Consider the following 15,439-nt stretch of genomic DNA (forward strand, 5'->3'; position numbering starts at 1 on the left):
TTATGAAAAAACTGAAGATCGGAATTACTTGTTATCCAAGTGTCGGCGGCTCAGGCATTATAGCTACAGAGCTTGGAAAACGTTTAGCTGAAAAAGGGCACGATGTTCATTTCATTACCTCTAGCATTCCGTTTAGGCTTAATAAAGTATATCCAAATATTTATTTTCATGAGGTGGATGTGAATCAATATGCTGTTTTTCAATATCCGCCTTATGACCTTGCGCTGGCAAGTAAATTGGCAGAAGTCGCAAAACGAGAAAAGCTTGATATTATTCACGCGCATTATGCGGTCCCGCACGCTGTCTGTGCGTTTTTAGCTAAACAAATGACTGGACACTCTGTGAAAGTCGTTACGACGCTTCATGGGACGGATATTACGGTTTTAGGCTATGACCCATCATTAAAGGAAGTGATCCGGTTCGCCATCGAATCATCGGATCGCGTGACGGCGGTGTCACATTCATTAGCTGCGCAGACGTACGATCTCATCAAACCAGATAAAAAGATTGATACGATTCATAATTTTGTTGATGAACGGGTGTATTTGCGTGAAGATCACAATTTGCTAAAGACACATTATGGTCTTTTACCGAACGAAAAGGTCATCATCCATGTATCAAACTTTCGAAAGGTGAAACGGGTGCATGATGTGATTCATGTGTTTCAAAAGATTTCTGAACAGGTGCAGGCAAAGCTGCTGCTCATTGGGGATGGTCCTGAAAAATCGGTTGTATGCGAGCTCGTGAAAAAACTAGGACTGACAGACCGCGTGTTGTTTTTAGGCAAGCAAGAGAAGGTTGAGGAGCTTTATTCAATAAGTGATTTGAAGCTGCTTCTTTCGGAGAAGGAGAGCTTTGGGCTTGTGCTTCTTGAAGCAATGGCGTGCGGTGTCCCTTGTATCGGGACAGATGTCGGCGGTATTCCAGAGGTCATTACACATGGAGAAACAGGGTTTCTTGTCCCGCTCGGCGATATAGACAGAGCAGCAAAGCACGCAGTGTCACTGCTGAAAGACGAAGCGCTTCATGAAAAAGTGTCAGCGGCAGCTCAGTCTAGTGTTCAGGCTCATTTCTCTTCTGAAAAGATTGTGAGTGAATATGAAAAGCTTTACCTAGAATTGATCGAAGGTGATGATGAAGATGAATGAACCATTCACACATGCGATCCCTATATTACATACACTGCACGAACATGGGCATCAGGCTTATTTTGTCGGCGGAGCGGTGAGAGATGTTCTATTAGGACGGGAAATCGGCGATATTGATATTGCGACAGATGCAACACCTGATAAGGTTGAGTCTTTATTTGAAAAAACAGTAGATGTCGGTAAGGAGCATGGCACTGTCATTGTGTTGCATGATGGTGTCAGCTATGAGGTCACGACGTTTCGAACGGAATCAGAATATGAAGATTTTCGCAGACCAAAAGAAGTGGCGTTTATCAAGTCGCTGAAGGAAGATCTTTTAAGAAGAGATTTAACGATTAATGCGATGGCCATGGATATAAATGGGGAAATCATTGACCATGTAGGTGGTAAACAGGATATTAAGCGGAAACGAATTCAAACTGTAGGAGATCCTGCGTGCCGCTTTCAAGAAGATGCGCTTCGCATGATGAGAGCTGTCCGTTTTTTAAGCCAGCTTGGCTTTGAGCTCGCTGATGAAACGGCTGAAGCAATGAAAAAAGATAAGCATCTTCTTGCCAACATATCGGTTGAGCGCAAAAAGATTGAAATGGAAAAGCTTTTAAAAGGCCGTCATTGTGAGCAGGCCATTCAAGTGCTCATTTCAACCAAGTTATATGAAGAATTACCAGGTCTCAAAGAGGATCGTCTTCATGAATCCTTTCAATCCTTTCCATATTACTTACTGGATGGATTAGAAGAGGTATGGGGGGCTTTCATCCATTTGCTAGGTTTAGATGAAGCGGAGGCTGCGGCCTTCTTAAAAGAATGGAAGCTGTCAACGAAGCTTTTGAAAGACGCAGTAGCTATTAGTCAATACGTAGATTGTGACTGGGATGCGGAAAACATGTTTGAAGCTGGTGAACACGTGCTCTTATCTAGTTTGAAGATCACGCAGCTAAAACATGAGCGCCGCATTTTCTTTGATGAGCTGGAAGCAGCGAAGCGTTCTTATGATGCACTGCCGATTAAAAAGCTCCAAGACCTCGCTGTTTCAGGAAAAGATTTAATGGCCTTTCGGCAAAAGACGTCTGGGAAATGGATTGCAGAGGAGCTTAATTTTCTGAAAAAAGCCGTTTTGCAAAACCGTTTGGAAAACCGAAAAGAAGCCATAGAGGAGTGGCTTAAAGCATGCGATCCGCAATTAGAAAACGATTAATTGAACTATTTACAGCATCCAGCCAGGATTTTGTCTCAAGTCAGCAAATTTGTGATGAGCTTGGCTGCTCTCGAACGGCTGTGTGGAAGCATATGGAAGATTTGCGAAAAGAGGGGTATGAGGTAGAAGCAGTTAGAAGGAAAGGATACCGTCTGCTTCGTAAACCGGACAAAATTAGTGAGGACGAAATTCTGTTTGGTCTGGAAACAGAGAGCTTCGGCAGGCATATTTATTTTCAGAAAGAAGTCGCTTCAACTCAGCTGATTGCCCATGATCTTGTAAATGAAGGTGCGCCCCACGGCACGATCGTTGTCAGCGATCATCAGACGAATGGAAAAGGGCGTCTTCAAAGAACGTGGCATTCACCAGATGGGACAGGCATTTGGATGAGCCTCATTCTCCGGCCTGAAATACCACTGCATAAAGCGCCGCAAATGACGCTTTTGGCATCTGTAGCCATTGCAGAAGCGATTAGGCAGCAAACAGGACTCAATCCATCTATTAAATGGCCAAACGATATTTTATTGGATGGAAAAAAGGTCGTTGGCATTTTGACTGAATTAAAAGCAGAAGCTGACCAGGTTCATGCGGTCATTATTGGACCGGGCATTAATGTGAACCAAACAGCCGATGACTTCCCAGATGAACTAAAGGATGTCACCACAAGTCTGCGGATGGAACTGAATGAAAAAGTGGATCGTGCTGCACTCATACAACAGATCATGTCCACTTTTGAAAAAAGATACGATGATTATATGAAGCAAGGATTTGCACCGATTAAACAATTATGGGAATCGTTTGCGATGACGATCGGTCAACATATTGTTGCCCGCACCGTCAATGGGCAATATACGGGGAAGGCGCTTGGAATCAATGAAGAAGGTGTTTTATTGCTTGAAACGGAGGACGGTATCCAAAAAATCTACTCCGCAGACATTGAGATCAAGTCAACTTGAGTGGAACACCCGGCACATTTTTGATATACTTCGTGTGGGCAGTATCTGCAAAGAACTGTACCTGTTAGGAAGAAAAATTTGATAAATTTCTGCCTTGATCCTAAGGGACTTGGACAGAGGGATGATTCGCCGCACATGAGAAATCAAAGCATGTGATGTGAGGCAAGCCATCTCCTCTCCAGAATGAGGAGGAACAAATGAAGACAAAGCTAGATTTTTTCAAAATGAAAGAACAAAACGAACCTATTGTGATGCTGACCGCATACGACTATCCAGCTGCAAAGCAAGCGGAAAAAGCGGAAGTCGACATGATCTTAGTTGGTGATTCACTTGGGATGGTTGTACTTGGACTAGATTCCACAGTTCAAGTCACGATGGATGATATGATCCATCACACAAAAGCGGTGAAAAGAGGCGCAAAAGACACATTTGTTGTGACTGATATGCCATTTATGTCTTACCATTATTCGTTAGAAGAAACAATGAAAAATGCTGCACGCATCATGCAAGAAAGCGGTGCCGATGCCTTAAAGCTAGAAGGCGGAGATGGTGTATTTGAATCCATTCAAGCTCTAACAAGAGGCGGAATTCCTGTTGTCAGTCATTTAGGCCTCACACCTCAATCAGTTGGTGTACTTGGCGGGTATAAAGTGCAAGGAAAAGACCATGAAAGTGCTCAAAAATTGATTGAAGACAGCTTGAAATGTGAGGAAGCCGGTGCGATCGCACTTGTGCTGGAATGCGTACCTGGCGAACTGACAAAACGAATTACCGACATGCTGAAGATTCCTGTGATCGGAATTGGTGCAGGAGCTGAGGCAGACGGACAAGTTCTCGTTTACCATGATGTGGTAGGATACGGGGTGTCTAGAACACCTAAGTTTGTGAAACAATACGCGCAAATTGATACTGTTTTAGAAGAAGCGCTCATTCAATATACGAAAGAAGTAAAAGCACGCACATTTCCAGAGGACATGCACACGTTTCATATCAAAGAAGAAGTCCTTGATGGCTTATATGGGGGAATCAAAAAATGAACGTTGTCACCCATATTCACGAACTAAAAGAATTGATCAAGCAGCATCAAGAAAAGCAGCATTCCATCGGCTTTGTTCCGACGATGGGCTTTCTTCATGAAGGACATCTGACTCTGGCGAAAGAGGCAAGAGGTCAAAATGACATTGTCGTGATGAGTATTTTTGTCAATCCGTTGCAATTTGGACCAAATGAAGACTTTGAATCCTATCCAAGGGATATGGAAAGAGACCAGCGTCTTGCAGAACAAGCAGGGGTGGATATTTTATTTACACCTGATGTGAAGGAAATGTACCAAAATGAACCATCTATTACGATGACGGTTCAAAAGCGGACAGATGTCTTATGCGGAAAAAAACGTCCAGGACATTTTGACGGCGTTGTCACTGTGCTCACAAAGCTGTTTCATCTTGTGTCACCTACAAATGTCTACTTTGGTCTAAAGGATGCACAGCAAGTCGCTGTAATCGATGCGATGATCAAGGATTTCTTCTTTGATCTTCACCTTGTATCTGTACCGACAGTCAGAGAAGAAGACGGTTTAGCGAAAAGCTCAAGGAATGTGTACTTGTCAGAAAAAGAAAGACAAGAAGCACCCGCTTTATACCGCGCATTAAAAAAAGGCCGGTCAGCTGTTGAAAAAGGTGAACGTGATGTCAGTCGTGTATATCAGCTGATAGAAGAGGAACTTGTTCACACGGGCGGAGAAATAGATTATATTGAGATCTACTCATATCCAGAACTTGAGCCGCTTCAGCAGTTAGCAGGTCAAGTCATTATGGCGATTGCGGTGAAATTCTCACGGGCAAGACTGATTGATAATGTGATTTTCCATGTTCCTGAAAGCGGTGAAAAACATGTATAGAACCTTTATGACATCTAAGCTTCATAAAGCGACGGTAACAGAAGCAAACTTACATTATGTAGGAAGTATTACAATTGACGAAGATTTACTTGATGCGGCAGGTATGATGGCAAATGAGAAAGTACAAATTGTCAATAATCATAATGGCGCGAGACTTGAAACATATATTATTCCCGGCGAAAGAAAGAGCGGTGTCATTTGTCTAAATGGGGCGGCAGCGAGACTCGTTCAGCCAGGGGATGAAGTCATTATTATCGCTTATGGGATGCTGTCAGAAGAAGAAGCAAAGACACATACACCAAAAGTGGTCGTGTTAAATAAACAAAACCAAATTGAACAAATGATTGGGCAAGAGCCTGCGAGAACGATTTTATAACGCAAGCTCCATGGAAACAGAACAGTTTCATGAAAAGAAGCTGTTCTGTTTCATCTATTTTGTCCAGAGCGTGTTTCACTTCAGGGTGAAACGAGGAATTGAGGTGTCCATTTTATGACCGATCAAAGGTTTGTTGTCGTTGATATTGAAACCACCGGAAATTCACCTAAAAAGGGTGATAAAATCATTCAAATAGCTGCGGTGGTCATTGAAAATGGACAAATTGTCGAACGGTATTCAAAATATGTGAACCCGGGAAAAGCAATCCCTGGATTTATTGAACAGCTGACAGGCATTCAGCAGCATATGGTTGATGATGCGGTGTTTTTTGAGGATATTGCCCAAGAGGTGTATGATCTCATACAGGGTGCTTATTTTGTTGCGCACAATGTTCATTTTGACTTGAATTTTTTAAATGATGAACTAAAAGCATGCGGGAAAAATGAGCTGGATGTGCTAGCAATTGATACAGTTGAGATTTCTAGAATTCTTTATCCTGAGCTTGAAGGTTATAAGCTCACTGAATTAAGTGAAGAGCTCATGCTTCCACATGACCACCCGCATAGGGCGGATAGTGATGCGGAAGTTACTGCCATGTTATTTTTAACATTATTCCATCAATTAAAACATACACCGCCAAATGTGCTGAAACAGCTGCGCAGATTATCCTCTTATCTCTTAAGTGATATAGGACTTTTAATTAAACAGCTTGAAACGAGCCATGCAAGCCGGGAAGATTCTTTGGTGGAAGTCGGCTCTTTTTCTGTAAAAGATGTCACCAATCCTATCACTGAGACGACACATTCAGTAGGTGAAGATGATGAACAGCTGTTTGAGGAAATCAAAAAGAAGCTCCCGCAAACGATAGAAGGCTATGAAGTAAGAGAAGGCCAGCTCACGATGATGAATAAAGTGAGAGACGTGTTTCATGAAAGAGCCTATGCATTAATTGAAGCGGCACCGGGCATTGGGAAAACGCTGGCTTACCTCATCCCAGCTGCTCTAGAAGCGAAGAAATCAGGAAAACCTGTCATTATTAGTACATATTCCATTCTTTTGCAGCAGCAAATGCTTCAGCGTGATGTGCCGATGTTGAATCAACTGCTCCCGTTTGAGCCTTCTGCCTGTGTATTTAAAGGACGGGCGCATTATATTTGTTTAGATAAGTTTGAGCATGTGCTTCATGAGGAAGATGATAACTATGATGTCGTCTTAACGAAGGCGCAAATTTTAATGTGGCTCCTTGTAACAGAAACAGGTGATTTATCTGAACTGAATTTACCGTCAGGAGCTGCCAATATAAAAGACCGCATTTCCTGTGTGCACATGCCGTTTACATCGAAAAAGCGCCGTTTTAAAGAGTATTGCTTTTATGAGCGCGCGAAAAGAAGGGCAAAAACAGCTGATTTAATTTTAACGAATCATCGTCTGCTCTTATCACAAACGGAGGCATCGTCTATCTTTCAGCATGCTGACGTATATGTGATAGATGAAGCCCATCAATTTGAGAAAACAGCCAATGAAACACTAGGGGATAGTGCGTCTTATATTCAGCTTCATGCGAAATTAACGCAGCTTGGCTCCTTACAAGGCGGACTGTTAAAGAAACTGAAAAAGAGATTTCATCATGCAGGGTTACAAACGGACACCTTTATCGAAATGGATGAGTATCTGAATCAGCTTCAAATGGAAAGTGACGCTTTCTTTAGCACCGTTCATTCATTTGTGAAAAGGACAAAACCAAAAGCCGATATCAATCGTCTCATTCATAGAGTACGTCATCATTCGAAGCATGCTCAGTGGAAACGGATTAAAGAAACGGCAAGTAAGCTTTGTTCCTTGTTAATTGCTTGTGAGAAGCTGTATGAGCAGCAAAAAAACGAGCTTCTTCAAAAAAGTGATCAGCTGACAGAGCACTTTGCCTTTGAAGCAGAGGAATACGATCAAGTCATGTCGTTTATGCATACATTTTGCAGTACGCTTTACCGGTTTATCTTTGAACCGAAAAACGATGAAACGGTTTGGATTGAAATTGATGCAAAGGGTGCAAAAAACGCAGTCTTTATGCATGCACAGCCGTTAGATACTGGGGAGCTTTTGGCTGATCGTTTCTTTATGAACAAAAAGAGTGTCGTCCTCACTTCAGGGACGCTCACCATCAATCACCGCTTTGATTATTGCTTGGAACGGTTTGGGCTGCAAGATTTTTATCCTCATCTTGTGCAAATTGATTCACCTTTCGAACTTGAAAAACAGCTCAAGGTTATTGTTCCGGCAGACATGCCGCCGATTACGAACCGTGATGAACGAGATTATGTGAAGCAAGCCGCACGATATATTAAGATCATGGAAAAGCAGCATCATGCAAAAATATTGGTTTTGTTTAATTCACATGAGATGTTAAAAGCAGTCTATGAAGAGCTAAAAACAGAAGGGATGCAATCAGCCCTTTTTGCTCAAGGTTTGACAGGCGGAAGCCCTGTAAAATTAACGAAAATGTTCAAATTAGCAAAACAAGCCATTTTACTTGGTACGGGTAGCTTTTGGGAAGGTGTTGATTTTCCAGGCTCAGAGCTGACAACAGTCATCATGGCACGTCTTCCGTTTCGGCCGCCTGATTCTCCGCTCATTGAAGCAAAATGTGATGCAGCTAAAAAACAAGGGAAAAATCCGTTTAAAGCCGTCGCTTTACCAGAAGCTGTGTTAACCTTTAAGCAAGGAGCTGGACGCTTGCTGCGCTCTGAAAAAGACATTGGCACATTGTTGATTTTAGACCGCCGAGTGAAAACCGCTTCATATGGAAAACTATTTTTAGAATCACTCCCTCATGCGCCAGTTCACGAGATGTCAAAAGAGTCACTTGAGGCGTATATAGAAGACCTTAACAAGTAAAAGCCGCTGTCATAAGCGGCCTTTAGCTGGTGTGGGTTTGGAGTTAATTTATCGTAACGGCTTTTTGTGTTCCGTTGTAAAAATAGTATCGGTTCCCGTGCAGAAAAGTATGACTAACAATATTTACGTACCGAGGAGGAATTAGAAGTGGAAAGTAAAATAGAGGTACTTTCAACTGTTCAAATTAAGCATTCAGAAGACCTATACAAAATCGTTGACTTATTGAACAGAACGCTTAAAAGAGAAGATCTCATGTTTGGATTAGCATTAGATCAAGAAGACCAAAATCAAGCGGTATTTACGATATATCGCACATAGGGGAAGCTTGACATGAAAAAAATAGTCTGGATTATTTCATCTGTAGTGGCTCTCGTTTTACTTATTGGCATCATCAGCTTTACGTGGATTTATCAAATTGCCATGGGACAAAGAGAACAAGGGCATGAAGCAGCGATCGAACGAGCAAAAGAACAAGCAAACATCGTACAAGTGGAGCAAGTGGAAACCTTTGTCGGGAAAGAAAAACAATTTATTGTTGAAGGGAAAAACAAACAGAATGAAATGACCTACGTTTGGGTTCCTGCCAGCAAAAAAGAAAAAGTGATCGCAAAAAAAGCAAAAGAAGGCATTACCTCGAATCAAGCAGTACAAGCCGTTCAAAAGGAGAACACGGTCTCTAAGCTAAAAGAGGTCAAATTAGCGAGAGAAGGTGACGTACTCCTTTGGGAAGTGACGTACTTAAATGAGAACAATCAATATAGCTTCAGCTATGTCGACTTCTCGACAGGACACGTGGAAAAAAATTTAACACCGTAGTTTCTCCTGTCTTGCGTTGACCATGCTGATTTAGAACGGTTATAATAAAATGTATGAAAAAAGATTCACACCTGTCGAAAAGGTGAGTTTCTTTCTGGCTTTGGAGGGAATTATGTTGAAAACAACGATTAATCAAGTGTTTAAACACGTCGATCAAGAAGTAACCATCGGCGCATGGATTGCCAATAAACGTTCAAGCGGAAAAATTGCATTTTTGCAGCTGCGTGACGGGACAGGCTTTATTCAAGGAGTCGTAGTAAAAGCAGAAGTGGAAGAGGAAGTCTTTAAGCTTGCGAAATCAGTTACACAAGAAACATCTGTCTATGTGACAGGTCAAGTGACAAAAGACGAGCGTTCACCATTAGGTTTTGAATTGCAAGTGAAATCCATTGAAGTGATTCATGAAGCGACAGATTATCCAATTACACCAAAAGAGCATGGAACAGAATTCTTAATGGATCACCGTCATCTATGGCTTCGTTCTAAAAAACAGCATGCCATTATGAAAATCCGTAACGAAATTATTCGTGCTACATATGAATACTTCCATCAAGAAGGTTTCGTGAAAGTAGATCCGCCAATCTTAACTGGAAGTGCACCTGAGGGCACAACGGAACTGTTTGCTACGAAATATTTTGATGAAGATGCATACCTTTCTCAAAGTGGTCAGCTTTACATGGAAGCTGCGGCAATGGCACTTGGAAAAGTATTCTCATTTGGCCCAACATTTAGAGCTGAAAAATCTAAAACAAAACGTCATTTAATTGAGTTTTGGATGATCGAGCCTGAGATGGCTTTTGTCGAATTCAATGAAAACCTTAAGTATCAAGAAAATTATGTGTCTCATGTTGTTCAAAGTGTACTTGAAAACTGTAAAGTTGAGCTGCATACACTAGGCCGTGATACAGCGAAATTAGAAAACATCAAAGCACCATTCCCGCGCATCACTTACGATGAAGCGATTAAATTCTTGCAAGAAAAAGGCTTTGATGATATCGAATGGGGAGATGACTTCGGAGCGCCTCACGAAACAGCGATCGCCGAAAGCTATGATAAACCAGTGTTTATCACTCATTACCCAACATCATTAAAACCGTTTTATATGCAGCCAGCACCGGATCGTGAAGATGTTGTCCTTTGTGCAGACTTGATTGCACCAGAAGGATACGGAGAAATTATTGGCGGTTCTGAGCGTGTTCATGATTTAGAGCTTCTTGAAGCAAGATTGAAAGAACATGGGCTTGATCAGGAAACTTACAAATGGTATACAGAATTAAGACAATACGGTTCTGTACCGCATTCAGGTTTTGGTCTTGGACTTGAACGTACAGTTGCTTGGATTAGTGGAGCGCCGCATGTGCGTGAAACCATTCCATTCCCAAGATTATTAAACCGTTTATACCCTTAAGACGTGAAAGCCTCCAACAAATGGAGGCTTTTTCAAACGTCTTTTTAGAGGGGCACGTGAAATAAAACGTGATATACTTAAAATTAAGAGGTGTATCCGATGAATAGGCAGCAATTTATTAACATGCAGCAAATGGGGTTGACAAGTTTGCCCAATTTGCTGATTGCTCATTATGAGCAGTTAGGACTGAATGAATCACAGATGATGGTAATGCTTAAAATTAAAATGAATGAAGAACAAGGCATTTTCTTCCAAACATTTGAAGAGCTTTCTCATGGCATGACCATTTCTGCGGAAGAGTGTGCGTATATGGTTCAGCATCTCATTCAAAAAGGATTTATCTCGATTCAGCCATTTGAAGACAGGTCTGGTATTCAGCATGACCGCTATTCAGTAGAACCTTTATGGGGCGTGCTGTATGACTTTTTAGAAGCAAAACAGGCGAAAGAAGCGCAAAAACATCATGTGCAGGCTGAAAAATCTTTATATGCTTTATTTGAAGATGAATTCGGCAGACCGCTGTCTCCTCTTGAAGGAGAAACACTTTCGATCTGGATGGATCAAGACCATCATGATGCTGAGATGATTCGGCTAGCGCTAAGAGAAGCCGTTTTATCAGGGAAATTAAATTTCCGTTATATTGATCGAATTTTATTTGAGTGGAAAAAGAAAGGGCTGAAAACAGCGGAAGAGGCAAAAGAGCATAGCCAGCATTTCCGTTCTCAGCAGAAAACGCCACCTTCAAAAGAAGAGACGTCCACTTATAAACGACAAGTTCCTTTTTATAATTGGCTGGAACAATAACCAATAAAGGAGAAGGCATGTTAACCAAAAAACAAATCAATGAGTGTTTAGATATTATAGGAGATATGTTTCCAGAGGCTGAGTGTGAGCTTGTTCATGACAATCCATTTGAGCTTGTGATTGCTGTTGCACTCTCTGCTCAGTGTACAGACGTGCTTGTCAACAAGGTCACCAAAACGCTATTTCAAAAATATAAAACACCAGAAGACTATTTAAGTGTACCGCTTGAAGAACTGCAGCAAGATATTCGCTCGATTGGTCTTTATCGGAATAAGGCTAAAAATATTCAAAAGTTGAGCAAAATGCTGATTGAAGAATATGGCGGTGAAGTACCAAAGGACCGGGATGAGCTTGTCAAGCTTCCTGGGGTTGGCCGGAAAACAGCAAATGTCGTCGTTTCGGTCGCTTTTGGGGTACCGGCAATAGCAGTAGATACACACGTAGAACGAGTGAGCAAGCGTCTAGGCATCTGCCGCTGGAAAGATTCTGTGCTTGAAGTAGAGCAAACTTTGATGAAAAAGGTGCCAAAAGAAGATTGGTCTGTCACGCATCACCGCCTGATCTTTTTTGGGAGATATCATTGTAAGGCGCAGCGGCCGCAGTGTGAATCGTGTCCGCTTCTTGATATGTGCAGAGAAGGGCAGAAGAGGCTGAAAAAAGGACTGGTGAAGCTGGCATGAGCGGAGCAGCTGTTTTCACCACATATGTTGAAAAGCTAAAAGAGAAAAAGGTAGAGATCAAAGATGAGCGAGTAGATATACTGAGAGCCAATCCACTTGCATATGATCTATCTTCAGAACCATTAATAGACGAGCTTCCATGGCAGGAAACTGAAGAATTTGTTCCAGTGATGTTCGAACTGTGGAATGAATTAAAAGAAAAAATGCTTCCTCGTTTCCAAACAAGAAAATCCCGCTGTGAAGAAGATGATATGCTGCAAGGAATCGTCAGTATGATTGCGATGTTTTACTGGATCAAAGGGGAGAGTGTCCAAACGTTTGAATGGGAACATATCAAGCAAGAGACATTTCCTGTTGCTCCGATTAATTGGACGGAACGTTTAGAGTTCATTTTGTTAAAACCTACTCAATATCACTGCTTTATTCAATTGGACGAGCTATACACGGAATTAAAAAAGCAGTATGGAAAATATGAAGCACTTAAAAAAATCAGACAGCAGCGTTAAAAAAAGCACTTGCCATAGGAGGCAAGTGCTTTTTCATTATTCATCTTCTTTTCGAGAAGTAGCATTTGATTGCGAATTGGAACTTTGAGAGTTGGCTTTCTCATCATCTTTCTTTTTATCTTTATTATCAGTTTGTGAGTTGCCGCTGTTCCCATTTGTACTGTCTGAGCCATCACCAGAAGAATCATTATTTCCGTTTTCTGTATTTCCGCCCTGGTCCTGATCCTTATCTTGATCTTTTTTATCATCAGGCTTTTGCTCGTCAGTGCCAGGGGGCTGATTTTTGTTATCGTCTGTTTGGTCTGTCTGCTCGTCGTCAGGCTGCTGCGGCTTTTCTTCTTCTTTATTCTCATCATCCGCTTTTTCTTCCTCATCTGCGTCATCCTTAATGGTGAGGAAGGTAGAAGCCGCTTTACTTGTGACATCCTCTACAGTGGCTGTCACTTGGAATTTATATGTGGAGCCAGGCTTCACATCAGAGATGACCGCTTCTTTAGCAGAGCTGTTTTGAATCTCTTTATAGCCGCCATTATCAACCGCTTGCTTCACATTAAATGTAGCATCTGCGTCGTCAGAATAGCCCCAAGTCAGTGTAATGGATTTTTTCTCTTCATCATACACCGCTTTTAAGTCAGAAGGCTTATCGGCTTCTTTTTTCTCATATGTGTCAGACACTTTTGTCGGGACCGTTCCTTTTACAAAGTATTCTGTTGTCTTCTTGTCACTCGGTGTATTCGGTCCTGCTAATTTGGCTGGATCCGATCCTTTTTCAACTGAAGCTTCGACGACACTGTCTGGTTTTTCAAATGAGCCGCTTCCATCATCAATTTGAGAAATTAATCGCTGGAAGACGATTTTGGCAACACGCTGCTCGTAATCATTCAGCCACATTTTGCCGTCTGCATCTTTTGAATTACCGATTCCAGTCCAAACGGCTGCTGTATATTGCGGCGTATAACCGACAAACCACGAATCTTTCGCACCGCCAGAAGGGATATTGTATTTATTAATATCATCTTGTGTGAAGTTCGTTGTACCTGTTTTACCAGCTACTTGAACGTTCGGTACTTGTGCAAGTGTACCAGTTCCAGATTGGACAGCAGTTTTCAGCATATCTGTGATCATAAATGCTGTGTAATCACTCATTGCTGCTTTTGAGTCCGGCGTAAGGTCAAGCTTTGTCCCGTCATTAAATTCAACAGATGTGACGGCATGCGGTTCGTTATAGTATCCGTTATTACCGAATGCACTAAATGCTCCAGCCATCTTCAGGGAGGAGACACCATCGTCAAATCCACCGATTGAGTAGGACTCTGGAATGTCAGACGGTAAGTCCATACCTAAGTTATTAGCGAATTGAACGGCATTGTCTGTACCAGCTTCTTGGAAAGCTTTTAGGGCAGGGATGTTACGAGATTGTGCCAAAGCACTTCTCATCGACATTTTCCCTAAGTGTCTTCTGTCAAAGTTATTAATCGGCGTTCCGTTCGAGTACGTATATGGCGCATCATCAATTTGCTGATATGTTGACCATTTTTTGTTTTCAATGACTGGGCCGTAATCTAAAATTGGTTTGATTGTGGACCCTGGCTGGCGTTTTGCATCCGTCGCATAGTTAAAGCCGCCGGCTGGTACATCACGCCCACCGCCAATGGCGCGAATTTCACCATTTTTCGTATCAAGCAGGGTGACACCCGCCTGCATCCCTTTCGTAAATCCAACTGAATCTCCATTAATGATATCATTTAGGTGATCCTGTGCTTTTCGATCAAGTGAAGTATAGATTTTTAATCCATCAGTTGACGCATCAACTTTGGCTTTTTTCTGAACTTCTTCCATCACTTCTTCAATGTAGGCAGAGTACTTACTAGAGTTTTGGCTCTTATATTTACTAGCTGAAACAACTGTCTTACTGACAGGGGTTGCTTTTGCAGCGTCATAATCTTTTTCTGAAATGTAGCCTTGTTTTTTCATAAGGCTTAAAACGATATTACGGCGTTTTTCCGCTGCCTCGGGATGTTTCACTGGGTTATAGGCAGAAGGACTCTGCGGCATCCCTGCAAGTGTGGCAGCCTGTGCAACAGTTAATTTATTTAGATCTGTGACTCCGAAAAATTGTTCAGCTGCTTTCCCCACACCATAAGCATAAGGAGAGAAGAAAATACGGTTTAAATACATTTCTAAAATTTCATCTTTAGAGTATTTTTGCTCAAGCTGAATCGAGAGCCATACTTCCTGTACTTTCCGTTTTAACGTCTTTTGATTGCTCAAGAGGGAGTTTTTCACAACCTGCTGTGTAATTGTACTTCCGCCTTCAGCACCAAAGCCGTCCTCAACGTTTGCGACAAGGGCACCGCCAATACGGATAGGATCAATCCCGTGGTGCTTATAAAAACGTGCATCTTCAGTCGCAATAAACGCGTCTTTTACCACATCGGGTATGTCTTTTATCGAGACATACGTTCTTTTTTCTGCACCAACTTCTGCAAACACTTTCTTGTCTTTATCATAAAGTTTTGAAGAGTATGGTGTTTTAAGCTTACTATCATCAATAGAAGGAGCGCTTGATGCAAAAACGGCAAAAGTTGTGATTCCGGCAACTAAACAAAGTAGACCGATCACGAGTAAAGATAAAAATATTTTTTTAAATAGACCTGCTTTCTTTTTGCCTTTTTTGTTCTTTTGCTTCTTATTGTTTTCTTGACTTGCTTTACGTCGCTGTTCACGACTTGTAAATTGATCAGACATCACATCTCAA

General features: G+C 41.8%; 14 protein-coding genes. 13 read left to right on the top strand and 1 reads right to left on the bottom strand.

Annotation, left to right across the window (positions count from 1 at the left end):
• Window positions 1–2 precede the first annotated feature (2 nt).
• From bshA to NSS92_RS04240, 13 genes are all read left to right on the top strand, one after another.
• The gene (gene bshA, locus NSS92_RS04180; RefSeq protein WP_340866974.1) at window positions 3–1,148 is read left to right on the top strand and encodes an N-acetyl-alpha-D-glucosaminyl L-malate synthase BshA; all 1,146 of its coding nucleotides are present in this window, start codon (window positions 3–5) and stop codon (window positions 1,146–1,148) included.
• Window positions 1,141–2,343 (top strand): CCA tRNA nucleotidyltransferase, encoded by a 1,203-nt coding sequence (locus NSS92_RS04185; RefSeq protein ID WP_340866975.1) that lies wholly within the window; start codon window positions 1,141–1,143, stop codon window positions 2,341–2,343. Before bshA ends, NSS92_RS04185 begins: the two co-directional genes overlap by 8 nt.
• Complete coding sequence (locus NSS92_RS04190) at window positions 2,316–3,299, top strand: biotin--[acetyl-CoA-carboxylase] ligase (protein ID WP_340866976.1); 984 nt, start codon at window positions 2,316–2,318, stop codon at window positions 3,297–3,299. Before NSS92_RS04185 ends, NSS92_RS04190 begins: the two co-directional genes overlap by 28 nt.
• 197 nt (window positions 3,300–3,496) lie before the next feature.
• The gene (panB, locus tag NSS92_RS04195) at window positions 3,497–4,336 is read left to right on the top strand and encodes a 3-methyl-2-oxobutanoate hydroxymethyltransferase (RefSeq protein ID WP_024422781.1); all 840 of its coding nucleotides are present in this window, start codon (window positions 3,497–3,499) and stop codon (window positions 4,334–4,336) included.
• Entirely contained in the window at window positions 4,333–5,199 is an 867-nt protein-coding gene (gene panC / locus NSS92_RS04200) for a pantoate--beta-alanine ligase (RefSeq protein WP_340866978.1), read from the top strand. Before panB ends, panC begins: the two co-directional genes overlap by 4 nt.
• Window positions 5,192–5,575: an aspartate 1-decarboxylase gene (panD, locus tag NSS92_RS04205; RefSeq protein WP_024422780.1), complete on the top strand. Its 384-nt coding sequence runs from the start codon at window positions 5,192–5,194 to the stop codon at window positions 5,573–5,575. Before panC ends, panD begins: the two co-directional genes overlap by 8 nt.
• A 114-nt stretch (window positions 5,576–5,689) precedes the next feature.
• Window positions 5,690–8,467, top strand: coding sequence for an ATP-dependent DNA helicase DinG (dinG, locus tag NSS92_RS04210; RefSeq protein WP_267587443.1), 2,778 nt, complete (start codon window positions 5,690–5,692; stop codon window positions 8,465–8,467).
• Between the two features lie 147 nt (window positions 8,468–8,614).
• On the top strand, window positions 8,615–8,785 hold the full coding sequence (locus NSS92_RS04215) for a YpmA family protein (protein WP_065214698.1): 171 nt from the start codon (window positions 8,615–8,617) through the stop codon (window positions 8,783–8,785).
• A 12-nt stretch (window positions 8,786–8,797) separates the two neighbouring features.
• A complete protein-coding gene (gene tseB, locus NSS92_RS04220; protein WP_267587444.1) occupies window positions 8,798–9,283 on the top strand; it encodes a cell wall elongation/penicillin-binding protein regulator TseB in 486 nt (161 codons plus the stop codon).
• Window positions 9,284–9,398: 115 nt separating this feature from the next.
• The gene (asnS, locus tag NSS92_RS04225; protein WP_340869917.1) at window positions 9,399–10,691 is read left to right on the top strand and encodes an asparagine--tRNA ligase; all 1,293 of its coding nucleotides are present in this window, start codon (window positions 9,399–9,401) and stop codon (window positions 10,689–10,691) included.
• A gap of 99 nt (window positions 10,692–10,790) precedes the next feature.
• Entirely contained in the window at window positions 10,791–11,495 is a 705-nt protein-coding gene (locus tag NSS92_RS04230) for a DnaD domain-containing protein (protein ID WP_267587445.1), read from the top strand.
• A 17-nt stretch (window positions 11,496–11,512) separates the two neighbouring features.
• Entirely contained in the window at window positions 11,513–12,175 is a 663-nt protein-coding gene (nth, locus tag NSS92_RS04235) for an endonuclease III (protein WP_034280464.1), read from the top strand.
• A complete protein-coding gene (locus NSS92_RS04240; protein WP_340866979.1) occupies window positions 12,172–12,681 on the top strand; it encodes a YpoC family protein in 510 nt (169 codons plus the stop codon). The genes nth and NSS92_RS04240 overlap by 4 nt, the downstream gene beginning before the upstream one ends.
• Before the next feature lie 36 nt (window positions 12,682–12,717).
• On the opposite strand, the gene NSS92_RS04245 is transcribed toward NSS92_RS04240, so the two are convergent.
• Entirely contained in the window at window positions 12,718–15,429 is a 2,712-nt protein-coding gene (locus tag NSS92_RS04245; RefSeq protein ID WP_340866980.1) for a PBP1A family penicillin-binding protein, read from the bottom strand.
• Window positions 15,430–15,439: the final 10 nt, after the last annotated feature.

It is taken from the genome of Bacillus sp. FSL M8-0166 (assembly GCF_038008825.1).
GTDB lineage: Bacteria > Bacillota > Bacilli > Bacillales > Bacillaceae > Bacillus > Bacillus safensis.

Excerpts from the sequence above, each read along its gene's own strand:
- bshA (WP_340866974.1), top strand. The coding sequence starts at position 3 with ATGAAAAAACTGAAGATCGGAATTACTTGTTATCCAAGTGTCGGCGGC.
- NSS92_RS04185 (WP_340866975.1), top strand. The coding sequence starts at position 1,141 with ATGAATGAACCATTCACACATGCGATCCCTATATTACATACACTGCAC.
- NSS92_RS04190 (WP_340866976.1), top strand. The coding sequence starts at position 2,316 with ATGCGATCCGCAATTAGAAAACGATTAATTGAACTATTTACAGCATCC.
- panB (WP_024422781.1), top strand. The coding sequence starts at position 3,497 with ATGAAGACAAAGCTAGATTTTTTCAAAATGAAAGAACAAAACGAACCT.
- panC (WP_340866978.1), top strand. The coding sequence starts at position 4,333 with ATGAACGTTGTCACCCATATTCACGAACTAAAAGAATTGATCAAGCAG.
- panD (WP_024422780.1), top strand. The coding sequence starts at position 5,192 with ATGTATAGAACCTTTATGACATCTAAGCTTCATAAAGCGACGGTAACA.
- dinG (WP_267587443.1), top strand. The coding sequence starts at position 5,690 with ATGACCGATCAAAGGTTTGTTGTCGTTGATATTGAAACCACCGGAAAT.
- tseB (WP_267587444.1), top strand. The coding sequence starts at position 8,798 with ATGAAAAAAATAGTCTGGATTATTTCATCTGTAGTGGCTCTCGTTTTA.
- NSS92_RS04230 (WP_267587445.1), top strand. The coding sequence starts at position 10,791 with ATGAATAGGCAGCAATTTATTAACATGCAGCAAATGGGGTTGACAAGT.
- nth (WP_034280464.1), top strand. The coding sequence starts at position 11,513 with ATGTTAACCAAAAAACAAATCAATGAGTGTTTAGATATTATAGGAGAT.
- NSS92_RS04240 (WP_340866979.1), top strand. The coding sequence starts at position 12,172 with ATGAGCGGAGCAGCTGTTTTCACCACATATGTTGAAAAGCTAAAAGAG.
- NSS92_RS04245 (WP_340866980.1), bottom strand. The coding sequence starts at position 15,429 with ATGTCTGATCAATTTACAAGTCGTGAACAGCGACGTAAAGCAAGTCAA.